We start from the raw sequence: 26,008 nt of genomic DNA, 5'->3' as shown, positions 1-26,008 counted from the left end.
TGCGGATGCGACCAGTTCTGACCCCCGCCGGTGTCAGTACCCATGTCAGAGCGGCAAGAGAAGATGGGAACGGAGGTGCCTCATGTCGGCAGAACTGCTCCAGCAGGCGCGAGCCGGCGACCGGGATGCGTTCAGCGCGCTCGTCGAGCCGCACCGCGGCGAGTTGCAGGTGCACTGCTACCGGATGCTCGGCTCACTGCAAGACGCCGAGGACGCGCTGCAGGAGACGCTGCTCGCAGCCTGGCTCGGCCTGGAAGGGTTCGAGGGCCGCTCGTCCGTGCGCACGTGGCTATATCGCATCGCCACCAACCGCTGCCTCAACCAGCTGCGCTCCTCCGGACGCCGGCCGGTGACCGCGGCGCCGCTGCCCGTACCCGCGCCGGAGCCGACCCGCCTGGGTGAGGTGCTGTGGCTACAGCCCTATCCCGACGTGCTGCTGGAAGGCTTGTCCGATCAGGCACCGGGGCCCGAGGCCCGCTACGAGTCGCGCGAGGCTATCTCGCTCGCGTTCATCACCGCCGTCCAGCTGCTGCCGCCCAACCAGCGCGCCGCGCTGCTGCTGCGCGACGTGCTCGGCTACCGCGCCAGCGAGGCCGCCGAGCTGCTGGGACTCACCGAGGACGCGGTCACCAACGCGCTCAAACGCGCCCGAGCGACGATGGACGCCGCCCGCTCGGCCGATCCGCCGCCGCCCGCACCGGGTTCAGCCGAGGAGCGGGCGCTGCTTGAGCGGTTCGTCGCGGCCTTCACCGAGCATGACATCGACGCGCTTGTGGCGTTGATGACCGACGACGCGTGGGTGAGGATGCCGCCGCTGCCGTTCGAGTACCGCGGCACTGAAGCAGTGCGTCGCTTCTTCACCGCGGTCTACGCCCACTGGAGCGAGAGCGACCGGCTAGTGCCCGTCCGCGCCAACGGTCAACCTGCCTGGGGCGCCTACGCCCGCAACCCGACGACCGGAATCCTGCACATCACCGGCGTCTACGTGATCGCACTCGGCGGCGACCGGATCTGCGACCTCACCCGCTTCGAGACCACGCTCGCGCCCTACTTCGGCCTACCCCGGACATGGGACTAGCCGGCTCGCGTCGGCAACGCACGCCTCTGTTGCCTAGCCCACTGACGTCCCGACAGACGTGGAGTTGGGTTTCTGCCCGCCCGTCGCGCACTGGCGTTACTTGACGAATCGTGGGATGAAGTCGAAGGAGGTCTGCGCGACTTCCTCCCAGCCGTCGTCGATTGTGAGTGAGTGACCCCGGCTACCTGATCCTCATCGAGATCGGGAAACGGATCTTCTACCGCGCCGATGCCCGACCATCGCATAGTGAGCAATTCCATCAATTCATTACTTGATGTAGTTATCAAGTAGCTGGGACAATGATGATGTGCCGTTCACTCCGGGTAGGCCGATCGCTGAGGCGAAAGCGGATTTGTTTAAAGCTATGGGGCATCCGGCACGAGTACGCGTTCTCGAGGTGCTCGCCGCGCGGGAATGCACGATTGGCGAGTTGGCCACCGAGACAGGATTAGAACTGTCGCACCTGTCTCAGCAGGTCGGCGTCCTGCGGCGGGCGGGGCTGGTCGACAGCCGTCGGGTCAAGAACTCAGTGATCTGCTCGTTGCGTGATCGCCGAACGGCTCGGTTGCTGGCCGTGGCGCGCCAGCTGCTCTCGGACAACCTGCGGGGCGATCAGCGGATGCTCGACGCGCTCGAGAACGACGAGGACGCCATCGTCCCGGCGCGTCATGCAATCGCTCCCACGCGATCAAAGGCCGCACGGACCGTGGTATCGAGTCGGCAGTCGAGATGACGTCGATCAGCGGGTGGGTACGCCCGCTTCGGACCGACAGGAGTCCCCGCCGAGGCGGATCGCTGCTGGCTCGCGTGGTCGCGTTCCTGCCGCGCCGATCAGACTATGCGGGTCTTGGTCGCTCGTGGCCGCGAGACCTGATGGCCGGGGTGACTGTCGGCGTGGTGGCCCTCCCGTTGGCGCTCGCATTCGGGGTCGCCTCGGGCGTGGGTGCTGGTCCGGGCCTGGTGACTGCGGTGATCGCCGGGACAGTTGCCGCCGTATTCGGTGGATCGAACGTGCAGGTGTCGGGTCCGACCGGGGCGATGACGGTCGTGTTGGTGCCTCTGGTCGCGCGCGATGGCGCCCAGGTCGTGTTCCCGCTCGCGGTGCTGGCCGGAATCGTGATCATGCTCGCAGCCCTGTTGCGGCTGGGTCGGTTACTGGCGTACGTACCGTGGCCGCTGATCGAAGGGTTCACGGTGGGCATCGCCATCGTCATCGCGGCCCAAGAGATTCCCAGTGCCTTGGGTGTAACGAAGCCGGTCGGCTCGAATGCGGCCGTAGCGGCGGCCGTCGCTCTCGGTCGTTTCGTGCAAGATCCGCACTGGACGGTTCTGACCGTCCTGGCGATCACAGTGGTCATGACCGCAGCGCTGCCGAGGTTGCATCGTGCCCTACCCGCGAGTCTGATCACCATCGTGGCCATCACCGCGGTAGTCCAGCTCGCCGATCTTCGGCTGGCCCGGATCGGATCGTTGCCCCACGGGTTTCCCGTTCCGGCGCTCCCCGGATTCGGTCAGGCCGGCAGCCTGATTGGTCCGGCGTTGGTGGTGGCTTTCCTGGGTGCGTTGGAGAGCCTGCTCTCGGCCCGGGTCGCCGATGGCATGAGCGACGCTCCTCGGCACAACCCGGATCGAGAGCTGTTCGGTCAAGGGCTGGCCAACATCGCGTGCGGCATCGGCGGCGGGATGCCCGCCACTGGTGCGATCGCTCGCACGGCCGTGAATGCCCGAGCCGGCGCGCGAACACGCGTGGCGGCCTTGACTCACGCCGCGGTGTTGGCCGCGATCATGTACGCCGCGTCGCGGCTGGTCGCCCGAGTGCCCCTCGTGGTGCTCGCCGGCGTGCTGCTGGTGACCGCGTACCGGATGATTGAGCGGCACAACGTCCGTTCGGTGCTGCGGTCTACCCCCGGCGATGCGCTGGTATTCGTCGTCACGGCGGTCGCGACCGTCGCTCTTGATTTGGTCGAGGCGGTCGGCCTCGGCCTCGGCCTCGCGGTGGTGTTGGCGCTCGTACGCCTGTCCTCATCCGCTCGCGCGGTCGCTGAACCCATGAGCGCACACCAACCCGAACTCGACGACGAGGAGGAACATCAGCTCCTGGCTGATCATGTGCTGGTCTACCGGCTGGACGGACCGTTGTACTTCGCCGTCGTTAACCGGTTCCTGACCGACCTCACCGCTATCACCAACGTCCAGGTGGTGATCCTACGGATGAGCGGTCTGCGCAACTTGGACGCTACCGGCGCTCGAGCGGTCGGCGCGGTTGTCGATGATCTTGAATCCCGAGGCATCATTGTCCTGCTCAAGGGCCTCAACGCAGAATCAACCCACGTGCTTACCTCAGTGGGGGCCATCGCATCTCTGACTCAGCAGGGGCATCTGTTTGCCACGATGCCTCAGGCCATCGCGCACGCCCAGCTTCACATCAGGCAAGGCGCCACTGCGTGAATTCACTGCCCGCCGCGGCGCGCTGCTGAACCGTCAGCGAACCTCAGTTTCGGCGCTCAATATGCTTTCCCGCGTACGGAATCAGGACCAAGGTCCCAGTCCCGCCAGGCGGTGCGGCCCTGCCCGAGGTCTCCGATTTCAGATGTACTCATCTCATGGACGTCGTCGACCGCAGCTATCCCGCCCGGCTGGATGGACACCTCGATCAGGGTCTGAGCAGGTGGAAGTGGCTGATCAAATGGCTGCTGGTCATCCCGCATCTAGTCGTTCTTCTGGTTCTGTGGTTCGCTGCCGTGTTATTCACGGCCGTGGCAGGCATTGCCATCCTGTTCACGGGTTGTTACCCGCGCGCGATCTTCGAATTCAACCTGGGGGTTATGCGGTGGACATGGCGGGTTTCGTTCTATGCGGTCAGCGCATTCGGCACAGATCGCTACCCGCCCTTCACCCTCAAGGAAAGTTCGCACTATCCGGCGACTTTCACCGTTGATTATCCGGAGCACCTGTCCCGCGGCCTGGTGCTAGTCAAGTGGTGGCTTCTTGCGCTTCCCCACTACCTAGTGGTCGCCGTGTTCGCTGGCGGATGGGTCTTCGGCGGGAACAATGGGTGGCGAAGCGCAGGCGGGGGCGGGCTGATTTCGCTGCTCGCGGTGATCGCCGGCGTCATCCTGCTCGTGCGCGGACGCTATCCCCGTGACCTGTTCACTCTCGTGATGGGGCTGAACAGGTGGTGCTATCGAGTCCTCGCATACGCCATGCTCATGCGCGATGAATATCCACCGTTCCGTCTGGACATCGGCGGAACTGACCCGGGTTCGGTCTCGACCCCTCCACCGACGCTGATGCCCATCGCGTTCGCGCCAGTTCGATGAGCGCGGTTGCGTTAGTGCATCAGCTTGGTGTTCGGGAATCCCGGCGCTGCCGAGTAGCCCGCGGAGGCTGTTGCCTGGAGCAGTCAACAAGGAGAGTGCGATGAGAGCCGTCGTGGTGTACGAATCGATGTTTGGGGACACACGTCAGATTGCCGACGCGATCGGTGACGGACTCGCTCTCAAATTCGAGGTAACGGTTGTGCCGGTCAGCGAGGCGGCGGCGGACCAGCTGGACGGGATTGATCTCCTGGTCGTGGGCGGCCCCACCCATGTTCGGGGGATGAGTCGACCGAAAACGCGCGAGGGCGCTGTCGACCAGGCGTCTCAACCAGATAGCGGGATCATCTTGGAGCCCGGAGCCTCAGGGCTTGGGTTGCGCGAATGGTTCAGCACCCTGACCGAGGGACCCCCACATGCGGCGGCGTTCGACACACGGGTTCAAATGTCGACGTTGGTCACCGGCCGCGCCGCACCGAGAATCGCGCGTTCCTTGCAGCGCAGCGGGTGCCATCTGATCGCTGAGCCAGAGAGCTTCCTCGTGACCACGAAGAAACCCACGCTCGTCGCCGGTCAGCGGGAGCGTGCCCGCGCGTGGGGCGAGACCCTGGCGGTCGTGGGTGCCCGCCAACCAAACAAGCTTGGCGGGCTGGTTGACGGCTGAAAGAGACTGAATGCCAAGGCTTCATTTTTGGGCAACCCGAAGTTCACCGGTTGGCGAACACAGTTGTTGGGAGATGTTTAGTCGGAGGCAAGGGCGGACGGATGAAATGCGGCTGTGGGTGCGAACAGTCAGTCATGGCGGACCGTAAGTTCGTCAACCGGGAGCACTACAGAGCTTGGCTGGTAGCTGGCGGGGCGCGGGAAATAGGTGCACTTCAGCCGAGCGAGGCGAAACGTCGGGGTGGCGGTATAGCCGGCCGAGCCGGCCGCAAGGCCAAATCGACAGCGTCTGAGGTCGCAGGGTATCGCCGGCGTGCCTGGACGTAGCCGAGCCCCAGTTTCATCATTTTCCAATTGGAAATGAGCGAGTCAGGAGTTCATCCGACGGCAACCCGCATTCGCCGACCGCGCCTACCGGCTTGTCGGGCCGACCACGCACGCACGCGAGTGGATGTATCGACTCGTCCCGCCGAGCGATGAACCGGGCTAGACGTTTGGCGTGATTGCCCCGGGCGCTGATCTCCAACGCCCGGGACAATCACCTATCGAATGGTCAAACGGGCGGTGACGTCACGCCAGTTGGCGGCCTTGCGCGAGGGCCGCAGCCGTGCGGAGGTCGATCTGCCGGTCCCGATCGAGTGCGATATCCCGTTCAGATCGGCGCTCGGCGGCATCGCGGTCGAGGCGGGCGGCTATGAGATCGACTTCCTCGTCCATGGCAAAAAACCCTAGCTTGCGCTCGGTCGGCTGCATAGGGTCGTGCGGACGAACATCAGGTGTACGCAACATCTAAATCACCATTACCGCATTTGGTGGGCGATACGCTCGCGTTTCGGCGTTTAGCCTGACGAACAGGAAAGAAACGCGTCGTTTGTTCGTTTGTCCTTCGCGCCTCACGGGGGCATCACCTCAGACGACTAGCTGACAGTGCTGGCCTTCGGAGGGCATCTACGGCGAAGCTCCATCGATATTCACGTTGACCGCGTGGAGCCTGTCCCTGGTCCGGTGCTTGCGGCGGGGCCGGCTCCCGTTGTCGGCGGGTTCAACGAAGCGAGCGCGGTTTCGACGTCGGCCGCCGCGGACTGCAGGAGCGCGCCGGCGGTGAGCGCATCTGTCGACGCGTCGAGGTTGTCGAGGCGGTCGCGCGCACTGCGTATCGCGTCCCGCAGCAAGAGGGCTCGACTGGCATCGGTCTGATCTTTGGTGGCCGACGCGAGCCCGGTGAGTCGGTCCTCCGCAGCGACGATACGGGCCGATTCCATCCGCCAACCGCCGATTATCTGGTCCGTGGTCGGGGCCCGTTCCAGCTGCGGTATCAGAGTTCGGGAGAACCAGGCGGCATCGGTGGTCGCTGCGCCGAATTTCTCCCGCCACGCCTTCTGCCGGCTTCGGTGGCGAAGCAGGAAAGCGATCAGCCCGGCTCCGATGAGGACGAGCGCACCGATCAGCCACCAGACCCATGAGGGGACGCCACCGCTGCTCGAGGTGTTCTCTGCGGCGGAAGCCGGGCCGGTCGAAGAGGCCGTCGCGGCGACGGTCTGGACTGCTGTCCGGGTCTGGACCGCCGTCTCGGTCTGGACTGCTGTGGCGGTCCGGGTCGCTGTCTCGGTTTGGGTCGCTGTCTCGGTCCGGGTGGGCAGACCGCTGCGGGTCGGCTCATTCGTGGCGGAGCCGATCGGATTCGACGATTGCGCGACCGATTGCGAGGAGGTGCGGGTTGGCAGGCTCGTCACAGTCGGTGTACGAGATGCGCCACTTATGGGGCCGGAACTCCCGCAGCCGGCAAGCACGATCATCGTCAGCACCAGCATCGCCAAGCTGACCAGCAGAGATCTACAACGATGAACCGCCGGACCCCCCTGGGTCACCGGCTCAGCGCCCGCGCCATCTGGACCTGCGTCGTCAGCGCGCAAATTAGTATCGCGGCCGCGAGACCCCATCCGCATCGGCATCGTCACTGAGACACTCACTTCCTCTTCAGGTCGGGCGTCTGCACTCACAGCATGCACCCTCGTGGCTTGGTCGCGCTGCAGGGTTAAGCCCAGCTTGCGATATCCGCGAGCGCGGCCGCTCGTTCGATCTTCGATTTGATCACGGACCCCGCGCGTTGCAAAGTCGCAAGATCATCCCGATAGCACGAGTCGGCCGACGGATTCCAGCCGTTAGCTAGGTCGTATGCCTAGTCTCGCCGCCCGTCGCACATCGGTCTGCCGTCACTGCCGTGAGCTATGCAGGCACCACACGAGCAGCTGGACATGTCAGCGTTGCGCGGATGGATGCCAGCTGGCGAACAAACAGAGCAGCCATACCCATCACCGGCTCTGGGGAGAACCCAAGGGCGAGCATGAATTGGACGGTGACGACTCCTGAAACGCAGATCAGCGCAACACCTCGGCGCTACACCTCGGGGCGCTATGGCGTCGGCGGCCAGGTCAGGCAGCTTTCGTCATTTAGCGAAAGGTGATGGGGAATCGAGACGGTGTAGGCGAATGAGTGCGATGCTTTGCGCCGACATGTGGTCGAGCAGTTCGTAGAGGACGGGTTCCTCGATATTCGCGGTGAGGAAGTGCGTGACCACCTCTGTGCCCTCGGTGCTATCTATCCAGGGCGCCCCGAGGACGGTCGCGTCCACCTGGCCTTCTACGGAGAATTCGTAGCGTCCGGCTGTCATTTGAGGACCCTACGCTGGGCGCTCTACGCCCCTCAACGACGGTGAGTAACAGCACAGCATCGAGCGGTATCGAATGGTAGCCATCTATACCCAAACGGACCGGCCTGTTTAACGCCGCCATCACTTCGAGTTGGCGTGATCCTGCGAATCATCAACGTGCGGCGGCCGAAACCAAATCACTCCACGCTGATCACTCCACGCTGATCACGGCCGGTGATCATCTCCGTCTGGCGTACAGCAGTTAATGGGAACGCCGTCGCCGTTGGTGGGTGCCGAGCATGGTGAGCGCGCCGAGGGCGGTTAGCCCAGTGGCGGCGAGGAGGGCGGGGATGGGGTTGGTGCCGGTTGCGGCGAGCGTGCTGCTGGTTTCGGTTTCGCCAGGAGATGGCGGCGGGCTCGCCGGTGGGTTCGGTGCTGCGACCGCGGTTTCGCCTGGGGACGGGGGAGGGCTCGGCGTGGCGGTGGCGGGATGAAAGGTGTTGGTGATGGTGCAGATGACGTCAGAGTTCGCGGTCACGGTGACCGTCGTGCCGCTCAGGGCGCCGCCGGTGCAGGCCCAGTTACTGGCGGCGTAGGCGCTCGGGCCGCCGGATTCGGTGAGGGTGTAATCGCCGGTGCCCACGGTGACATCGGTGACCTCGGTGGTGCCGCTGGCGCCGGTGATAGTTTCCGGGCCAGCGGCCGTGAGCTCCCACTGGGTCGCCGTGGCGGTGCCACCGCCGGTGTTGTTCACCTGTTTGACCAAGGTGATGGTGCCCGCCGGGGGTGACGGTGCGGGCGTGTAGGTATTGGTGATCGTGCAGGTGACGTTGGCGCCGGTGGTGACGGTGACGGTGCTGCCGGTAAGTGTCCCGTTGGCGCAGGACCAGGACCCAGCAACGTAGTCCACGGTCCCGCCGGATTCAGACAGGGTGTAGTCGCCCGTTCCGACGGTTACGCCCGTGACCTGGGCCGTATTCCCTGGTCCGGAGAAGGGCGTCGGGCCGTCGGCGGCGAGGGTCCATTGGTCGGGGGTGGCGAGCCCGCCGCCGGTGTTGTCGAGCTGTTTGACAAGGGTGAGGGTGCCGGTTGGCGTTGGCGGAGGCGCCCGGAAGGTGTTCGTGATCGTGCAAGTGACCGTGCTGCCGGCCGTGACGTGCACAGTGGTGTCAAGCAGGGTGCCGCCGGTGCAGGACCAGAGGCCGGGCTGGTATCCGACGGTAGGTGGGCCGCCGGACTCTCGCAGAGCGTAGTCACCGGTCGGGACGGTCACGCCGGTCACCGCCGGGGAGTTACCGGGGCCGGTGACAATCTGAGGACCGAACGCCTGGAGGGTGAAATCGCTCGGGGTGGCGGTGCCGCCGCCGGTGTTGACGACGTTCTTGACGAGGGTGAGGGTGCCGGTCGGCTCAGGGGCGGTGCAAGAGACGGTGGTGTTGAACGGGAAGTCGTGCAATTCCCGCGGCGCGGTCTGCTGTGCGAGGGTCGGGCCATGGGTGAATGCGTTGGCGATGATGTTGCCTTCGACGTTCTGGGTCGGTCGCCAATTCAGATTGGCGTTCGGAGCGTAGATGGTCCCTTCGATGGTCGCGCCGCCATTGACCGCGATCGAGGTCGCCTGCGGGAAGTTCCACAGGATATAGGGCGCTTGGGCGCCGCTCACGCCAGCCAGGTTCGGCAGGTTCCCGGAGAAGGCGGTTCCGGTCACATTGATGACCAGCGGTGTCTGCGCCGTCGGCTGGTTGGTGAACGTCATCTCGGACAGGTTGGCCAGATCCTGGGTTGACATCTGCAAGAAGTTCGTCTGACCCGGTGTGAGGGTCAGTCGGCCGCGCGCCCCCGATGCATAGGGCTGGGGGATCGGGGATGTCCCGCCGTTCGGGTCGGTCAGCTGGGTCGTCTGCGGGCAGCCGGCCAGCTGGACGGTCAACTGCCGGTAAAGGCCGAACGCACCCGCCACGTCGATCAACGAACCAGGGACCGGAGTCGACACCGACGCCGGCGGCTGGTTGACGGTGCCTTCGATCCGCGGCATCGACTCGTATGGCGCGCCCGGTTTGACGATGTGGTAGTTGCCGGACGCGCCGTTGCTGTCGGTGTTGCGGGCCGTGTAGGTGCTTGCGCCGGCGATCTTGGTGAACCCGCTGTTCTGCACGCGCAAGATCTGGTTACCGGTCCACGCCATCCCGCCACCCACGTACAGGTAGGTCGGGCGCGCGTCGCCCGGTGCCGTGAAGGTCGGGAACACGGGCGGCGATCCGGCCGCGACGTTGTACGTCGAGTTGAACGACAGATCCCCGCCCGCCGCGATCGTGCCCTCGGACTCGTCGGCATTCAGCGCGACATTGCCGGCGACGAACACCAGGAACCCGCTGTTTGCCGGATGGCCGGCCAGATCTAGTCGAACCGGGTTCACCGGCGCCAGCGGTGCGGCCTGCGCTTCGGTGGGCACCCAGATTGCGACGCCGACCATCGCCACGGCAGCCACGGCAGCCGCAGCAACAATGCGTGACGCCGAATACAGAGTCATCGCGCTCCCAAAATTCCCGTCTTCGGAGCCTACAGCTCGGCGTCAGACTTTTGCCGTCGATGGGCTCAGCGGACCAGCAAACTAGGTCCGTCACGCATCTGCCGACCCTCGACGCGACATCAGTTGACGAGATCGCGTTCGGCCCCGACGATCAGCGCCACTGCGGGCCGACCGCTCGGAGGGTTCGGACACTTGTTTGGTCCAAGAACGTATGGTGATCCGCGCGCAACTGAGGACTAGACCTACGTTGGGCAACAGAACAGGATGTTAGCTCGCACCCGAACGTGGTGATCCGCATTCAGGGCTCATCGGCGCGGCGATCACTCGTGGCCGCTACAGGTCAACTCGCGGTTCAACACACGACCCGACCGCGAATGGTCGATTGACGCCGGAATCGAATCGGCACAGTATGGATCGCACCAGGGCGGCGGTGAGCCGGCCGGCGCACTCGAAGAGGGGGGTGCCCGTGTACGCATCGCTACCTCGACGATTGGGCGCCGAATTTCTCGGAACGTTCGTCCTCGTCTTCGTCGGTTGCGGCGCTGCCATCCTCGACGCAGGCAACAACGGAATCGACTATCTGGGCGTCGCCACTGCGTTCGGCGTCTCCGTGATGGTCATGGTCTACGCGGTTGGGGCCGTGTCCGGCGGACACTTCAACCCGGCCGTGACAGTGGGGCTCGCGACGGCCAAGCGCTTCCCCTGGTCCGATGTGATCGCCTATGTCGTCACCCAAGTGGTCGCCGCACTCGTCGCATCGCTGGTGCTGCTCGGTGTCGCATCCGGCCAAAAAGGCTTCTCAGCCAAGGCCTCCGGATTCGCGTCCAACGGCTACGGCCACCACTCGCCGGCGCACTACAATCTCGTCGCCGTCATCCTCGTCGAGATCGTCTTGACCGCCGTGTTCCTCTACGTGATCATCGGCGCGACCGACGTGCGCGCGCCCGCCGGCTTCGCCGGTATCGCGATCGGCTTCACGCTGGTGATCATTCACCTCGCGTCGATTCCGGTGTCGAACACGTCGGTGAACCCGGCCCGCTCTACCGGTCCGGCGATCATCCAGCACGGCTGGGCGCTCGCTCAGTTGTGGGTGTTCTGGCTGGCACCGTTGGTCGGCGCGCTCATCGCCGGAGCGACTTACCGCATGATCGTCGGCCACGCGGCGGAATCACCGACCGAACCCCTAGCCGCGGAGACCCCGTCTGGATAGGACGCAACATCGGCGTCCGGCGCTCCTTGGTGCCGCCGAGCAACACACTGCGCACGCTCTCATCCGTGAGTTCGTTTCGCCTCTCGGCAGCATTTCGCAGATGACCATGCAGCTACAGCTCTATCAGCCCAGCGCGTTCGATAGGGGGTGGAATCGCGGCAGACACGATATTCGCTCTCCGACACGGGACACGGTTTTGAGGGGATTGTTTCATCCGACGCGGACGAATCACAGTGTCGACCGTCGGCAAATGATCCAGGGGGACTATGGCAGTTTCGAGGGTTGTCGTCGTGGGGGTGGCTAATGGCGGAAAGGGAGTTGGCCCTGCGGAAGCGGGTGGCCCGGCAGAGTGCTGCGGCAGCGGGGCTGGGACTGCTGGCGGTCGGATTCGTGGCGGTCGCGCTGCTGATCGTCCGGGACCTGTCGTTCGACACGACGACCGGCTACCTGCCGGTGAATGCCACGTACGTGCGTCCTGGTGCGGCGTTGCTGATCGCCGCCTCGATTGCCGTGCTCGCGGTGTTGATGGGGTTCGCGGCTGCGCAGACCGCGGCCGGAATGCGGGTGTTGGCGCGCGACCGACGGATTCCTGCACCGCTGCCGCCGGCCCTGCGGCGAATGCGCAGTACCTTGCTGGGTCCCCACGCGGTTGCAGCAGTCGGGCTGGACGCCGAGCCGCAATTGCCTGGGTCCGCGCTGCCAGCAGGCGCGCCAGAAGACTCCGGCAAACATCTGCTGCGGCTGACGGTCGTTATTCCTGCGTACAACGAGGAGTTGACGATCAAGGCGACACTCACGTCGTTGTGGGCTCAGACCCGGCCGCCGGATCGGGTGCTTGTCGTGGCGGATAACTGCGCCGACGGCACGGTGGCTATCGCCGGCGCGGACGGGGCGGACGTGTTCGAAACGGTTGGTAACAGTTTGAAGAAGGCCGGGGCTTTGAACCAGGCGCTCGATGTTTTGCTGCCGCAGTGTGAGCGGCGCGATGTGGTGATGGTGATGGATGCCGACTCGATCATCGTCCCTGATTTCCTTTCGACCGCGCTAGACCGACTGGAGGCCGACCCGGACCTGATCGGGGTCGGCGGCGTCTTCTTCGGCGAGGATGGTTGCGGGCTCGTCGGCCAGTTGCAGCGCGACGAGTTCGCCCGCTACCAGCGCTACATCGGCCGCCGCCGGGGCAAGGTGTTCGTGCTGACCGGCACCGCGGCTCTCATTCGCGGCTATGCGTTGTCTGCCGTGGCCGACGCTCGGGGCAGCTTGATCCCGGGTGTTCAGGGTGCGGTCTACGACACGCTCGCTATGACCGAGGACAACGAGATGACCCTGGCGTTGAAGACGCTCGGCGCCAAGCTCGTCTCGCCCAAGAAGTGCAAGGTCATCACCGAGGTGATGCCTTCCTGGCGTGCCTTGTGGCGGCAACGGATGCGCTGGCAGCGCGGGGCGTTGGAGAACATCGGCGCTTACGGGCTGACGCGCACCACCGCGCTGTACTGGGGGCAGCAGTTAGGCATCGGATACGGCACCATTGCATTGAACGCATACCTGCTCCTGATGTTGATCACTGTGCTCTCAGCGGACGGGATCGAGATCCTTTGGTTCTGGGCACTGATCGGCTGCATTTTCGTCGTGGAACGCGTCGTGACGGTCTGGGACGCCGGATGGCGCGGCCGCGCCCTCGCCCTGCCGCTCGTTATCGAGATCGGCTACGACCTGTTCCTGCAAGCCGTCTTCCTGCGCTCCTTGCTCGATATCGCCACCGGCCGCGCCTCAGGTTGGAACCACGTTCCCCGCCAAGCTGAAAGCCAGCGATGATGATTCAGGCAGGCATCCTCCTTCCGTCCAGCGTGCTCCAAACCGGCTGGTTCCACGTCCTGGCAGTGTTCGTCGCCATCAACACGCTGTTCTACGCCGCCCTCAGCCTCGCCAAGATTTTCCCGAAACACCGCGAATAACTGGCCGACAAGATATTCGGAATTTTGTTATCCCACGCCGCGGCGAGACCGCATGCCATGAGAGCTGGACCAAAACCCCGGCGGGCAACGCCCTTGCACGGGAACAGCAGGTGGACAGTCGCGCAGCTGAGGCTCTCGCCCATGCCCGCCTCCAGGCGTGGCATCACAAGCACCCAGACGAGCAACGAAATGGGCCCGCTACTCATTATTGAGTATTCGGGCCGAGCCATATCCGTCATCCATTCCGGATGAGGCGGCGCCGTCGATCGCAATCCTAATCTCGTCCATGTCGCACCGTCGCTGTCGAGAGCAGGGCATATGAACGTTCCCGAACATCTCGGCTCGATGGTGACAACGGCCGAAGCAGCGACCCACTGCGGGATGAGCCGTTCTGGAGTGAACAACTGGGTTCACCGCGGATACCTCAAGCGGGCCGGCGTCGGCTGGCGCAACGGACGCGCCGTTCCCGTGTACTGCCTCGGCGACGTTCTGCGCGTCGCCCGCAACGCCGGCGCGCGCGACCCCTATCGGCGTCGAACCAGATGAGCGGCCGTATCCATACTCGCCGCCTGAGCGCCCGCCGGTACGAGTTCTCCGTCGAAGGCGAAGTGGACCCGACCATCCTCGGTGCGCCCTGGATTGAGAGCACCGAGGGCACGGAGGTGGTCACACACTTCCTCACCGCGAATATCGAGGAACCCGTCCTCTACGAACTACTCGACCACATGTCGGCACAACACGTCGCGCTCATTCGCCTGCACCGTCTCGATCCCAGATCACCCCTCGCTTAGCCGGCCAACGCCGCCTGACCTGCCCGCCCGGACCCCGGGGGAGTCCGGGCGGGCATCCAACCTCGAGCTGCGCCCGAATCATGTTCACGGCGCTGCGAAATTGGTACAAGCGGGCTGCGGCTCTCGCACAAGGCTGCCAACTGGCGTCACGTCACCGCCCTAGACCACGGATGAGATGCGACCAGACGCCCCAAAGGCCCCGCGTTGGCGAACGGGAGATTACCGCCAGATGAATTGTCTTACTGAACGCGAGGATGAGGACGGGAGCTGCACCACATCGCCGAGGCCGGGTCGCCTTCGCGGGTGAATCCTTACTGCAGAAGTTCGACATATCTACGCGGCCGATGAGATTCTGGCCGGGCAGGCGGCCTGGGCACCGTGACCCAGTTCGCTTCGGGGGCGAACGGGAGCTTGCTGTGGTCGACGTCGTGCCATTACAGCATTTCTATCGGATCGGGATCGCAGGCCGGGTCGGCGCGACCTTGCGGCTAGCCTTCGACGGTTTGGATATCCATAGCGACGGCCATCGGACCGAACTCCGCGGCGCTCTCGATCAGCAATCGCTGTACCGCGTTTTGGATCGGATTCACTCACTGGCCCTAGAACTCGTCGATGTGCGACGTGAAGCTGCGAGCTGGCGTACCGTCACGGTTCCGCAGATGCGCTCTGACGCGGTTACCCCTTAGATGCCGCATCCTTGGTCAGTGGTTTCGACTCAATCTAGGGTTGCTAGACCGTAATGGCTACCGCTCGAAAAAGATGGAGGCGTTTGACTTTCCCTCTATTACCTAACTGGGAAGGCATCGCTCTGTCTTCAACAACAGTGCTTAGCGGGCGATGAGCATGTTTCCAGTGAAGTTCGCCAACCTGCGGCGTTAACCGCCGATGGGCTTTGCCCATCTAGGAATTCGACTTCTGCCAGTCAGAGGTGGCTGGCGGCTTCTGCGGATCAACGCAGCCACCCCGCGATCCGAGCATGGACAATCTATGTGCGTTTGGCTTCATCCTGCATGAATGAAGGCTGCGGTCACGGTTGGACCGACGAGTCAGCGCGATGAACGCGGTCGGGGCCCACGATGCGCAAGTTCCACTAGACAGGACCAGCCTTCAGTACGCGCCCGAGCCGCACCCGTGGCGAGCCCTCAGACGTCAGTTGTCGCAGTCAGACTAGGAGGCCATCCGTACGGGATGAGGCAAAGGGTGTTGGCTCCTTGGAATCATCAAGGTCCGTGCAGGAGGTAGTCGAAGCGCAAACGGCGCTGGTCAGTCGGGAGGCCGGGCATGTCTAGATTTCGTCTCTTCGCTGCCTGTAGCGGGGTACGGGACACCCGATGAAGGCAGTCACGGTGGTGCCGGGTACGCCCGACTCGGTACGGCTGGACGACGTGGCCGAGCCAGATCCACAGCTTGGCTCGATCATCGTGGCCTCCGTCGCGGTCGGTATCTGTGGCACGGACAACGAAATCGTCAGCGGCGAATATGGATGGGCGCCCCCAGGCCGCGATCGGCTGATTCTTGGACACGAATCGCTAGGCAGGGTGCTCGACCCTGGTTCAAGCAGTTTCGCTGTCGGGGATCTTGTCGTCGGCATCGTGCGTCGCCCCGACCCGGCGCCGTGCCCGAATTGCGCGGTCGGCGAGTGGGACATGTGCACCAACGGCGGTTACACGGAACGGGGGATCAAGAACATTGACGGCTTCATGGCCGAACGCTGGCGCATCGAGCCGGAGTACGCCGTACGGGTGGACAAGAGCCTTGGCGGTCTCGCAGTACTCCTAGAGCCCACAACGGTGGTTGCGAAGGCCTGGCAGCAGATACTCATGATCGGCCACCGGACTTTTTGGGATCCTCAGTCCGTCCTCGTGGTCGGCGCCGGACCAATCGGGTTGCTAGGAGCGCTGATCGGCGTGCAACTGGGCTGGCAGGTACATGTCCTGGACCGCGTCACGAGCGGGCCGAAGCCGGGGCTAGTCGAGGAGCTCGGCGCTACCTATCACACCGGAGCGGTGGATGAGCTCGACCTGCACCCGGACCTCGTCTTGGAGTGCACTGGTGTTGCCGAGCTTGCGCGGCAATCGGCGCACGCCGCCGCGCCCGGTGGCATCATCTGTCTCACCGGCGTCGGTGCGCCGGCGCCCGCAAATGAATTGGGCAACTCATTGGCCACGGAGGCCGTGCTCAAGAATTTGGTCATCTTCGGATCGGTAAACGCGAACCGGCGCCACTACTATCGGGCGGCGAAAGTATTGGCTGACGCGAACAACTCATGGCTCGAACAGCTCGTGACCCGCCGCGTGGGTCCCGACGAGCTTGACATCGCCTTTGAGCGCAAGGCCGATGACATCAAAGTGGTCATGGAATTCGGTCAGACATGATGCGCCCGGCCGTCGCCCCCTGTTCACCACAGGCAGGCCTGCTGAGTGAAGGGCCGCGCTGGGACGCCGAGCGGGCAGAGCTGCTGTGGGTCGACATTCTCGGCCGGCATCTTCACCGGGGCCAGGTGCTTCCGAATGGTCAGCTGAGGCTTGTGTCGACGCTGAACATCTCGCGCCATGTCGGGGCCGTGGCCCCAGTTAGCGGTGGCGGATATGTGCTGGCAGCCGGCAATGGTTTCCTGTACGTCGATCCGGACGACGCCGTTCATGAACTGGCCCAAGCAGCTGTCGGGCATGACGATGTGCGGATGAACGATGGCGCCTGCGATCCGCAGGGACGTTTCTGGGCCGGCACCATGGCTTACGACGAGAGTCCCGGTGCCGGAAGTCTGTACAGGCTCGAATTAGATGGCTCGTGCACGACGGTTCTAGAAGGCTTAACTATTTCCAACGGTATCGGGTGGAGCCCGGACGGTCGCACCATGTACCTAGTCGATAGTGGACCAAGGCGGATCATTGCCTTCGCCTTCGATCCCGAGAATGGCGCCTTGAGCGGTCGCCGCACAATCGTGCAGCTCGATGAAGGAACGGCTACACCCGATGGCCTAACCGTCGATGACGAGGGCTGCCTCTGGGTCGCGGTGTGGGACAGCGGCTCGGTGCGGCGATACCTGCCTGACGGATCATTGCTAGCCACCGTCCCGATGCCGGTGGGCCGGCCCACCTCATGCGCGTTCGGCGGCCAGGACAGAACGACGTTGTTCGTAACCTCGGCAAGGAATGGACTCAGTCCCGCGGCACTTGGACAACAACCCGATGCCGGAAGAGTGTTCAGTGTCCGCGGTCTGGGTGTCACCGGCCCCGCGTGCATCGCCTACCGTGGGCAGCCGGCGTCGATATGAGGGTCCTGGTGCTCGGAGGCGGACCGGCGGGTGCCGCGGCCGCGATGCAGGCGCGCGAGCTCGGGGCGGCCGTGACTCTGGTCGAGTCGTCCCGAGTCGGCGGTACCAATCTCAACGAGGGCCCGGCGCCCGTGCGGACCCTCGCCCGGGCTGCGCGCCTCATGCGTGACACAAGGTCCTGGGAGCGCTTCGGTCTGCGTGGGGACCCACCGCAGGTTGACCTCGCCGCCGCCATTGCTAACGCGCAACGCGTCGCCGACTACGGCCATGAGCAAAGGCGGCTTGACGAATTCCTCCGCAACCGGGGAATCGAATTGATCGAAGGCGCCGGGCCCGCATTATTTCAGGACGCGCACACCGTACGACTCTCGGACGGACGCATGTTCAGCGGCGAGGCCATCGTCGTTTCCGTCGGTGGGCATGCCGGATCCCTCCCGATATCTGGCGCGGAACTCGCGCTGACCTATCGGGATATTTTGCAGCTGACCGAGCTTCCAAGGTCTGTCGCCGTTGTCGGTGGTGCGGACACTGGCTGCCAACTGGCATCGATCCTCGCAGACTTCGGGGCATCAGTGACTTTGATTGAGGCCGACTCACGGCTGGTGCCGACGGCGGATATCGACATTTCGACGATCCTGACAAAGGCATTCATCGGCCGCGGAATCGCAGTGCTCACCGAAACATTCGTGGAACGGCTCGACCGCGCCTCGGGTGGGATCACCGTCGGGTATCGGCGCGGGGCGGTACGGGCCGAGGTGACCGTTGACGCGGTGTTCTTCGCGGTGGGCTGGCCAGGAAATGCCGAAAGCATAGGTGCCGAGGAGGTCGGCATCCAGACCCGGGGTGGTTACGTCACGGTCACCGATGACCTGCGCAGTAATCTGCCGCACGTCTTCGCGGCCGGCGATGTCAACGGCATCAGCATGCTGGTGCCGAGTGCCCGCAGTCAGGGACGTATCGCCGCAGAAAACGCCGTCCTCGGGACGAGGCGCAGGTTCAGCCGCGACGCGATCCCGATCGGCAGCTTCACCGATCCGGAGTACGGCAGCGTGGGCGTGACGGAAGCAGAGGCGAGGGAGCAGTACGAATGCGATATCGCAGTCATGCGGTACGACGACCTGCTTCGACCTGTAGCAGATGGCCGTCCAGATGGACTATGCAAACTCATCGTGGAGCGCCATCACCGGTACATCTTGGGTGCGCATGTCATTGGTGAATATTCTGCCGAGGTGATTCAGATGGTCGCCGCCTGCATGTCGGCGAATATGCGAATCGAAGAGGTCGCAGACCTACAACCTGCCTTTCCCACCTTCACCGAGGCCATCGTGATGGCCGCGCAAAAGATCGTGGGTCAACTCGGAATCGCTCCACTTGCACCATCCTGGAGTGACCTGCGCCGCGGCGAAGCGGCGCCCGTACCAGAAGGATCTACGGAGGTTCAACATGGATAGTAAGGGTAAACTCCGCTCATGGCTTCGGACTTGCGAATGGCGAGTCCGGTGAGCACAACGGCTCGCCCCGGCGTCAGCGTTGGCCCGACAAGCGAGTTCAGCTTGTTCTTTAGGGTGAAAGCCGGCGATGGTGAACAGTTGCGAGCCGCGTTGAATGACTTACAGCAGACCCCGGGGTATCGACCGGGCGACTATGGGATGGCGGTAACGACCATCCACGAGGCGCGGTTTGTGCTTTTCGATGACGACACTCGACTGGCGTTCGTGACGAGCTTCGACGGGCCATGGGACGCGTACATGGAGGATTTCTTCACGTCGGGGCCAACGCTGGAACTGTTCGATGTGATCTTCCGGCACGCCGAAGGCTACGACGGCTTGCCCGACCTCGCGGCCCTGAAGACTTTCATCATGGGCGCACAGCAGACCGCGGCCGCCTATGCGCGCAACTACGGCGGCACGGTAAAAGAGATCCGGAAGGCGGAGCGCGTCAACGCGGCCTTCCAAAAGGTGCTCGATGATCCAGCGGCAGCTGAGGCGCTGCGACACCCGGCGTTGAAGCCGCTTCTTGACGAAGCTGCGGACTGAGCAGCTCGATCGCGAACTCGAGACCGAGGAGCACAGATGTCGGATCACATTTCTGGACCTCGTGCGCTGGCGACGCCGATCGCCGACATCACTGATGTATATGCGTTTCCGAGCCCGGAACGCCCGGGCCATCTCGTGCTGATCATGAACACGCTGCCGTTCGCCGGACCAACTGATCTGCACTCGGAAGGACTGATCTATCGATTCCGATTGCGCCCCCTATCACCCGGGCAAACAAATACGCCCGAGCTGTTCATCGCGGGCTCGCCGGAATACGTCTTCGACTGCGTCTTCTCGGCCCCGAGAGGTGAGATTGGCACGGACCGTGTCGAACAGGAAGTCATCTGTTCGACGCCAAACGGGCAGACGGCCTCTTTTCAGGTTGATGACGCGACCGCCGGATCAATCCACGGTGTGCGGGTGTTCGCCGGCCCGCGCTGGGACCCGTTCATTATGGACGCACCAGCGGCCGTTAAGACCATCGCGACCGGCAAGCTCGCGTTCAGCGATCAGAGCGCGATCTTCCTCGACGGAAAGAACATCCTCGGCCTTGTCCTAGAGATAGATTGTGCGCTCTTGGGTGACTCGTCGCTGGTCGGTGTCGTCGCCGAGACATTGACCCGCGGCACCTTCACGGTTCGGCTCGAACGGGTAGGACGCCCCGAGGTGAAGAACATGCTCCTGGCACCGAAGCAATTCGACACCGTGAACCAAGATCTCGAGATCCGGGATCTCTACAACATGGAGGACGCGTTCCATCTGGGCGAGGCTTACCTGGGCGCTTACCGGGCTCGCTTGAATGCCAACCTCGCGTTCTGGGACCGGCTCGACGGGACAGCTGACTGGCCCATCGACGAGGGCGTCGGGCACCATCCATTGACCGATCTCGTGCTGGCCGACTTCCTGGTCGTCGACATCACGAAGCCCTACCTTGAACACGGTTCCTTCTTCGAGATCGAGGCCGCCGCTCGCCGAGGCGAACCGCATACGACCTGTGGCGGAAGGGCCCCTAACGACGACGTTATGGACACGTTCTTCACGCTGGTGATCACAGCCGGCAACGGGCCCCCCATTCGTGACGGAGTCGACCACGCAACGAAACCGGCCTCGAAAACCTTTCCCTACCTGGCGCCGCCGAACCCCGATCCACCCGTTCGCCCTCAGCACTTCTAGCGATGGAGCGCCCGTGAACAAGCTGACCGCCACCGAGACTGCCCACCTTGAGCTCGATGACATCCAGAGCGGGGCGCTGCAGGAGCGGCCGTCGCCGTACGTCGGTACCTATCTCTTGCTGCGCATCGACGATCGCGCCGCCGGACGCGAGCTGGTCCGGCGACTCGCCCGACTCGTGGACGCCGGTCGACCGTCGCTCGACCCGGCCGGCGGTGCCTGGATCACGGTTGCGTTCACCTATCAGGGTTTGAAAGCGCTTGGCGTGCCGCAGGACTCCCTCGACAGCTTCCCTCGCGAGTTCCGCGAAGGAATGGCAGCCCGCGCAGAAGAGTTGGGCGACGTGGGTGAGAGCGGCCCACAGGCGTGGGAGCAGCCCCTCGGCAGCCCCGACGTCCATGTCGCCGTGGCCGCCCTGTCGCCCGACACCGCGAGACTTGAAGCTGTCATCGACAAGGCGAACAAGGCACACGAGGAGCTGCCGGGTGTCGAACTGATCTGGCGCCAAGACTGTTACCAACTTCCAACCGGGCGAACCTCATTCGGCTTCAAGGACGGGATCGGTCAGCCGTCAATCGAGGGAAGCGGCAGACCCGCGTCCAATCCCAACGAAAAACCCCTCAAAGCAGGCGAGATCGTTCTGGGTTACCCGGATGAGACAGGTGAGTTGCCACCGATGCCCGCGCCGGAGGTGCTCGGTCGTAACGGGACATACGTCGTTTTCCGCAAACTGCACACCCGAGTTGCCGCGTACCGGCAATACCTGCGCGCGAAATCCGCATCCCGTGAGGCGGAGCTGTTGCTGGGCGCGAAGATGGTCGGTCGATGGCCGAGCGGTACTCCGCTCGCCCTGTCCGCCGAGCGCGACGACCCTGCGTTGGGGGCGGATTCCCAGCGAAATAACGACTTCAAGTATGCCGACGACCCTCGCGGCTTCAAGTGTCCCGCCGGTGCCCATGCGCGACGGGCGAACCCACGCGACTCCCTCGATCATGAGGGCAGCGTCGACGTACGCCTGCACCGGATGATTCGGCGCGGGACCAATACGGACCCATGCTCGCCGAGGGCAGTCTTGAAGACGATGGTGCCGACCGAGGCATCGTGTTCGTGTTCGTCGGCGCCCACATCAAACGCCAGTTTGAGTTCGTCAAGACCCAATGGCTGAACGACGGAATCTTCATCGGCGCCCCGCTCGAGAAGGACCCGCTGGTCGGGGCCAACGATGGTTCGGGCACATTCACCATCCCAGAACAGCCGATCCGCCGCCGGTTACAACAGGTGCCACCTTTCGTCGTTACCCGTGGCGGCGAATACTGCTTTGCACCCGGTTTGCGGGCGTTGCGCTGGCTATCGGAACTCGAGTCGTGACACGTCGCGCGCAAGGAGCAGGAGGACGCATGGAGACCACGCCGAGCACCGACCGATGGAAGGCCCTCGATTTTGGGCCGCCGCCACCGGACTCTTCCGAACCCGACGAGTCAGTACTCCTCGAGTACCTTTCCGACGACCGGGTCGCCCGGATCACGCTGAACCGGCCGCACGCCGACAATGCCATTAACACCGAAATGGGAGCTCATCTGACCGAGCTTCTGGAGACGGTCGCAGTGAGTGCGACCGTCCGCGCGGTGATCCTCACCGGCGCAGGTGAACGAGCCTTCTCGGTCGGTAGCGACCTTCGCCAGCGTCGGCAGATGACGAAGGAGGACTGGCTTCGGCAGCGACAGGACTTCGACCGCACGCTCTATACGCTTCGTCAGCTACGCAAGCCGATCTTCGCGGCGGTAAACGGAATCGCCTATGGCGGCGGTTGCGAGCTCGCACAGAGCACCGACTTCATCATCGCCTCAGACGTCGCCACCTTCGGCCAGCCCGAAGCAATGCTCGGCCTGTCAGCTGGCGGCGGCTCGCCCGTGTTTCTGCCGCGCCTACTTCCGCGGGGAAAAGCATTGCAAATGCTTATGACCGGGGACCCGATCAACGCTCAGGAAGCATATCGACTGGGCATGGTCAACGAGGTCTACGCACCGAAGGATCTCAGCGATGCCGCGCAACGAATAGCCGAAAAAATCGCCGGCAATTCGCCAACCGCGGTGCAGGCAGTGAAACGGGCCGTGCACCTCGGCGAAGGCCAGCCAATCGAACAGGCAATCGCGATCATGATGGAAGCACACTGGCGCTCGGCCATCCACCCCGACCGCGTCGAGGGCATCAACGCCTTCAATGACGGCCGTGACCCGCACTTCCAGAACGTCGACTACTGATCGCTTACTTCGAAGATCGCGATGACGTGGAGACAGCGAGGTGACGGTGCGCAGACCCGCCGACACGTTGCTCGGACAGCTCGTGATTCACCAAACGAGGCGACGGATCTCTGACTCAAGCGCCCGTTGCGTTTTCTCGCCGATGGTCGCGCCGCAATATTCGCACGCGTGCTCGACGGCCGAAGTGTTGGTGAGCATCCGGGCGCAGGCTGCGCATCCGATGACGGTTTCGATTCTGTTGATCTTCATTCGTTCCCCCGGTTGGTTCGCACCTAGTGTGGGCTCTTTCTCCGGTGAGGGATACCCGCAAGGCCAGGTGATTTTATTTCGCTGATCCGAGTCCGCCGATCTGCGCGCGGGTGTATCCATCCGACGTTGTAGTCGAGGAAGCCGCGTGCTTCCCAAGTACTGATTGTCGTGCACGCACCGCGGGCTTCCCGCTTCGCCGTAACGTGTTCTCTCATCAGGAAACTCACGCCGATACCGCCCGCAGACCTCGGTGGCCAGGGCGACGAGATCGAGTGATGGCCCTTGGTCGCCCAGCGGTGACGAAAGGCGTGATCGCGGCCTTGAGTGATGCAGACATCCGCGCGTGCGACACTCGATGATCGCTGCTTTTCATATAGGCCGTGAACGCCTCGCGGTCACGCCATCGGGTGACCATCAGCACTTCGGCTGCGTCCCGGTCAGAGCGCCAAAGCTCCAATCGACGAACCCCTCGTGGCTATCAACTCGGTTCAAGCCATATGCGCGCGCCCATTGTCGACTGAGCGTCTAACGTCCAGGTTTAGCCCTTTAGCGGGATTTAGCCATAAATGCAGGGGCGTTTGGCGGTTGAGAAGCCTGCGTACCTCAAGTTCACCGACACGCGCTCGCCAGCCGAACCCCAAGCACGACCACCGAAATCCGTGGCGCATCGAGTCGTCTTCATGCGGGCGGCTCGGCGGGTTACGGGCCACTTTGCTGGTGTCTGAGGCGAGCAGCGAGGAATGCGGGTTGCATGAGCGGTGACAGATGCGCAGCAGCCGAAAGGACTTGTAACTCCGCGTTGGGTAGACGATCGGCGAGCGCACTCATCGCCGTCGGATCGGAGACCGGGTCTAGCTGGGCGCAGATCAACATCGTCGGCGCTTGGATCAGGTGGACGACCGCGGAGCGGTCGTAGGTGGCTATTGCGTCCAGCGCGGTGGCCCAGATGTATCGATCAGCGTTGGTCAAGCGCTCGCGCGCATAGGACACCAATCGGCTGCTGGACTGTCGCTCTTCAGGACGGAACCACCGCTGAAGGGCGCCCTCGACATCAATCGGGGTCCCGCTTCGTAGATCTGTCGCCGTCTGAGCGAAGGGCAGGAAGGGTGTGTCTCTGGTGCAGATGAGCGAAAGCGTGGCAACGCGATCTGGCGCCACAAGTGCCAGCTCGATGGCGATCTGACCGCCGAAGGAATGTCCGACGATGTCCCACCGCTCTGCGACGTGCGGCAGTTGGACTGCGAGACGTTCAGCGACGGCTAGCTGTGGGTGGTGATCGTCGACGCTCGGTGTCGCAACAGGCGCAAACACTGGCTGCTGTTCGACCAGGATGGGCGACAGACCGGACCACACGTCAGAATCCAAAGGAGTGCCGTGCAGGAGTACCCAGGCGCGAGGAACGGTCATCTGAAAGCACCTGCCGCTGTGTTTCGAACTGACTTAGAGAAGCTGATTGGGCGAGGGCCACTTCCGGCCCTCGCCCAATCGATCTAGCTAAACGTTACTGATAGTTAGCCGTTCAACGGCACGTTCGCTCCGCAGAACGGTGAGCCCTGCACATTCTGGAACGCGGTGCCCTGGAGCTTGACGTAGTAGAAGCAAGACTGCTTCGGGCGGTAGTCACGGAAATTGACCTTCTGCGGCGCGAGCAGACCGTCACCGTCGAAGTCCTTGATGCCCGACATGGTGCTGATGTACTTGTCGCGACTGGGGTTCGCCCCGGTGCCTTTGAGACCCGCCGTGAAGGCAGTCATCGCTAGGTAAGCCTCCTGCTCGGCGAAGGTCGGCGGTCCCGTTACCCCGACCGCGGCGAAGTCGGCGGCCCGCTTCTGGGTGGCCGGCGTGTTCGCCTCGGCGGGTAGGCCGACGGTGCTGAAGAAGTCACCCTGGGCGGCCTGCACTGCCGGCGCTGAGGACAACAGGTCACCTCCGTAGCCGGTGGGCAACGATGCGACTTTCAGGTTCACACCAAGCTGGCGCAACGATGCGTTCAACGCGAAGGCAGTGTTCGGCACCGTCGAGTAGAACAGCCCGTCCGCTCCCGAATCCTTGACCTTGATCGCCACAGCACCCATATCGGTGCTGCCGAACGGCACGCCCTGGGTAAAGGGCACCGTCAGACCGGCCACCTCGCAGGACTTGTTGAACGCCTTGACGCTGTCAGATGAGCTCTTCGAATCGGCGTAACCCAGCGACGCACACTTGGTCACCCCTTGTGACTTGAAGAACTGCCCTTCAGCGACCGGGTAATCGAGGTAGTTCGTGATCGGAACGCTATCGAAGAGATTGGTGTTCTTCGGGTCGGTCCACATCGGACCGTCGAACCCGCCGCCGACCATCGGAATGCCCTGCTTCAGCAGGAATGTCTCGGCCCCGAAGGAGAACGCTGACACCTCCACGATGGCGAACACCTTGTCCGTCTGGACCATCTTCTGCGCCGCAGTCAACGCACCGGCAGCGGTCGATGTCGTATCGCCCATGACGTATTGGATTTGCTGGCCGTTGATCCCGCCGGCTTTGTTCACCGCGTCGGTGTAGGCCTTGATGCCTTTTTCCGTGGTGATGAAACCGGACGCACTCGCACCGGTCAGATCAGAAAGCACGCCGATCTTGAGCGCTCCGGTGGCCTGAGACGTCGAGCCACCGGCCGCGTTCGACCCGCTCGAAGAGTTCTTTGACGAGCTACAGGCCACGAGAGCGATCGTTGATGCCGCGAGCGCGGCACACGCAATCAGCTTTTTCGCACGCATACACAAGGCCTTCCTGTTTGGGAGTTCGCCGACGGAAAACGCCGGACGTCCTACACACCAGTTCACGGGCG

Annotated in this window: 24 protein-coding genes and 1 pseudogene; 19 read left to right on the top strand and 6 right to left on the bottom strand. The window is 63.8% G+C overall.

Annotated features, from left to right (window positions below; translation table 11 throughout):
* Window positions 1–82 precede the first annotated feature (82 nt).
* The 6 genes from ACSMXN_RS15640 (at window position 83) to ACSMXN_RS15615 (ending at window position 5,790) form a co-directional block, all read left to right on the top strand.
* Window positions 83–1,078, top strand: coding sequence for a sigma-70 family RNA polymerase sigma factor (locus ACSMXN_RS15640; protein ID WP_022912853.1), 996 nt, complete (start codon window positions 83–85; stop codon window positions 1,076–1,078).
* A 307-nt stretch (window positions 1,079–1,385) separates the two neighbouring features.
* Window positions 1,386–1,811, top strand: a complete 426-nt coding sequence (locus ACSMXN_RS15635; protein WP_022912855.1) for a metalloregulator ArsR/SmtB family transcription factor — start codon at window positions 1,386–1,388, stop codon at window positions 1,809–1,811.
* Window positions 1,808–3,526 (top strand): SulP family inorganic anion transporter, encoded by a 1,719-nt coding sequence (locus ACSMXN_RS15630; protein ID WP_022912856.1) that lies wholly within the window; start codon window positions 1,808–1,810, stop codon window positions 3,524–3,526. Before ACSMXN_RS15635 ends, ACSMXN_RS15630 begins: the two co-directional genes overlap by 4 nt.
* 155 nt (window positions 3,527–3,681) lie before the next feature.
* Window positions 3,682–4,398 carry a DUF4389 domain-containing protein gene (locus ACSMXN_RS15625; RefSeq protein ID WP_022912857.1) on the top strand — a complete coding sequence of 239 codons (717 nt, stop codon included), beginning with the start codon at window positions 3,682–3,684 and terminating at the stop codon, window positions 4,396–4,398.
* Between the two features lie 100 nt (window positions 4,399–4,498).
* On the top strand, window positions 4,499–5,059 hold the full coding sequence (locus tag ACSMXN_RS15620; protein ID WP_022912858.1) for a flavodoxin domain-containing protein: 561 nt from the start codon (window positions 4,499–4,501) through the stop codon (window positions 5,057–5,059).
* Between the two features lie 548 nt (window positions 5,060–5,607).
* On the top strand, window positions 5,608–5,790 hold the full coding sequence (locus tag ACSMXN_RS15615) for a hypothetical protein (RefSeq protein ID WP_022912859.1): 183 nt from the start codon (window positions 5,608–5,610) through the stop codon (window positions 5,788–5,790).
* 239 nt (window positions 5,791–6,029) lie between these two features.
* Here ACSMXN_RS15615 and ACSMXN_RS15610 read toward each other — a convergent pair whose 3' ends face one another.
* The 3 genes from ACSMXN_RS15610 to ACSMXN_RS15600 all read right to left on the bottom strand — a co-directional run bounded on the left by ACSMXN_RS15610 (window position 6,030) and on the right by ACSMXN_RS15600 (window position 10,238).
* Window positions 6,030–6,791, bottom strand: coding sequence for a hypothetical protein (locus ACSMXN_RS15610; RefSeq protein WP_155958324.1), 762 nt, complete (start codon window positions 6,789–6,791; stop codon window positions 6,030–6,032).
* A gap of 713 nt (window positions 6,792–7,504) precedes the next feature.
* Window positions 7,505–7,729 carry a hypothetical protein gene (locus ACSMXN_RS15605; RefSeq protein ID WP_022912861.1) on the bottom strand — a complete coding sequence of 75 codons (225 nt, stop codon included), beginning with the start codon at window positions 7,727–7,729 and terminating at the stop codon, window positions 7,505–7,507.
* A 241-nt stretch (window positions 7,730–7,970) separates the two neighbouring features.
* Window positions 7,971–10,238 carry a choice-of-anchor A family protein gene (locus ACSMXN_RS15600; RefSeq protein WP_051148832.1) on the bottom strand — a complete coding sequence of 756 codons (2,268 nt, stop codon included), beginning with the start codon at window positions 10,236–10,238 and terminating at the stop codon, window positions 7,971–7,973.
* Window positions 10,239–10,647: 409 nt separating this feature from the next.
* On the opposite strand from ACSMXN_RS15600, the gene aqpZ reads away from it, so the two are divergent.
* The 13 genes and pseudogenes from aqpZ to ACSMXN_RS15535 all read left to right on the top strand — a co-directional run bounded on the left by aqpZ (window position 10,648) and on the right by ACSMXN_RS15535 (window position 22,938).
* Window positions 10,648–11,448: an aquaporin Z gene (gene aqpZ, locus ACSMXN_RS15595; protein ID WP_022912863.1), complete on the top strand. Its 801-nt coding sequence runs from the start codon at window positions 10,648–10,650 to the stop codon at window positions 11,446–11,448.
* 303 nt (window positions 11,449–11,751) lie between these two features.
* Window positions 11,752–13,263: a glycosyltransferase family 2 protein gene (locus ACSMXN_RS15590; protein WP_022912864.1), complete on the top strand. Its 1,512-nt coding sequence runs from the start codon at window positions 11,752–11,754 to the stop codon at window positions 13,261–13,263.
* Entirely contained in the window at window positions 13,260–13,403 is a 144-nt protein-coding gene (locus ACSMXN_RS15585) for a hypothetical protein (RefSeq protein WP_155958325.1), read from the top strand. Before ACSMXN_RS15590 ends, ACSMXN_RS15585 begins: the two co-directional genes overlap by 4 nt.
* A 318-nt stretch (window positions 13,404–13,721) precedes the next feature.
* Window positions 13,722–13,949: a helix-turn-helix domain-containing protein gene (locus ACSMXN_RS15580; RefSeq protein ID WP_022912866.1), complete on the top strand. Its 228-nt coding sequence runs from the start codon at window positions 13,722–13,724 to the stop codon at window positions 13,947–13,949.
* The gene (locus ACSMXN_RS15575; protein WP_022912867.1) at window positions 13,946–14,194 is read left to right on the top strand and encodes a hypothetical protein; all 249 of its coding nucleotides are present in this window, start codon (window positions 13,946–13,948) and stop codon (window positions 14,192–14,194) included. Before ACSMXN_RS15580 ends, ACSMXN_RS15575 begins: the two co-directional genes overlap by 4 nt.
* A 254-nt stretch (window positions 14,195–14,448) precedes the next feature.
* A complete protein-coding gene (locus tag ACSMXN_RS15570; RefSeq protein WP_455407600.1) occupies window positions 14,449–14,880 on the top strand; it encodes a hypothetical protein in 432 nt (143 codons plus the stop codon).
* A gap of 645 nt (window positions 14,881–15,525) precedes the next feature.
* On the top strand, window positions 15,526–16,569 hold the full coding sequence (locus ACSMXN_RS15565) for a glucose 1-dehydrogenase (protein ID WP_022912869.1): 1,044 nt from the start codon (window positions 15,526–15,528) through the stop codon (window positions 16,567–16,569).
* On the top strand, window positions 16,566–17,471 hold the full coding sequence (locus ACSMXN_RS15560) for an SMP-30/gluconolactonase/LRE family protein (protein ID WP_022912870.1): 906 nt from the start codon (window positions 16,566–16,568) through the stop codon (window positions 17,469–17,471). The genes ACSMXN_RS15565 and ACSMXN_RS15560 overlap by 4 nt, the downstream gene beginning before the upstream one ends.
* A complete protein-coding gene (locus ACSMXN_RS15555) occupies window positions 17,435–18,922 on the top strand; it encodes a dihydrolipoyl dehydrogenase family protein (protein WP_022912871.1) in 1,488 nt (495 codons plus the stop codon). The genes ACSMXN_RS15560 and ACSMXN_RS15555 overlap by 37 nt, the downstream gene beginning before the upstream one ends.
* 18 nt (window positions 18,923–18,940) lie before the next feature.
* Entirely contained in the window at window positions 18,941–19,507 is a 567-nt protein-coding gene (locus tag ACSMXN_RS15550) for a hypothetical protein (protein ID WP_022912872.1), read from the top strand.
* Between the two features lie 36 nt (window positions 19,508–19,543).
* A complete protein-coding gene (locus ACSMXN_RS15545) occupies window positions 19,544–20,680 on the top strand; it encodes a DUF4331 family protein (protein ID WP_022912873.1) in 1,137 nt (378 codons plus the stop codon).
* A gap of 22 nt (window positions 20,681–20,702) precedes the next feature.
* Window positions 20,703–22,045: pseudogene (locus ACSMXN_RS15540) on the top strand (Dyp-type peroxidase).
* A 29-nt stretch (window positions 22,046–22,074) separates the two neighbouring features.
* Window positions 22,075–22,938: an enoyl-CoA hydratase-related protein gene (locus ACSMXN_RS15535; RefSeq protein WP_022912874.1), complete on the top strand. Its 864-nt coding sequence runs from the start codon at window positions 22,075–22,077 to the stop codon at window positions 22,936–22,938.
* Between the two features lie 472 nt (window positions 22,939–23,410).
* Here the strand turns inward: ACSMXN_RS15535 and ACSMXN_RS15530 are convergent, their stop codons facing one another.
* From ACSMXN_RS15530 to ACSMXN_RS15520, 3 genes are all read right to left on the bottom strand, one after another.
* Window positions 23,411–23,644, bottom strand: coding sequence for an antibiotic biosynthesis monooxygenase (locus ACSMXN_RS15530; RefSeq protein ID WP_081649053.1), 234 nt, complete (start codon window positions 23,642–23,644; stop codon window positions 23,411–23,413).
* A gap of 242 nt (window positions 23,645–23,886) precedes the next feature.
* Window positions 23,887–24,594, bottom strand: a complete 708-nt coding sequence (locus tag ACSMXN_RS15525) for an alpha/beta fold hydrolase (protein ID WP_022912876.1) — start codon at window positions 24,592–24,594, stop codon at window positions 23,887–23,889.
* Between the two features lie 104 nt (window positions 24,595–24,698).
* Window positions 24,699–25,937: an ABC transporter substrate-binding protein gene (locus tag ACSMXN_RS15520; RefSeq protein ID WP_455407599.1), complete on the bottom strand. Its 1,239-nt coding sequence runs from the start codon at window positions 25,935–25,937 to the stop codon at window positions 24,699–24,701.
* Window positions 25,938–26,008 lie beyond the last annotated feature (71 nt).

This window comes from Parajatrophihabitans canadensis (assembly GCF_053764775.1).
The sequence above is the reverse complement of the archived record's forward strand: the minus strand, read 5'-3'. Positions and strand labels throughout refer to the sequence as shown.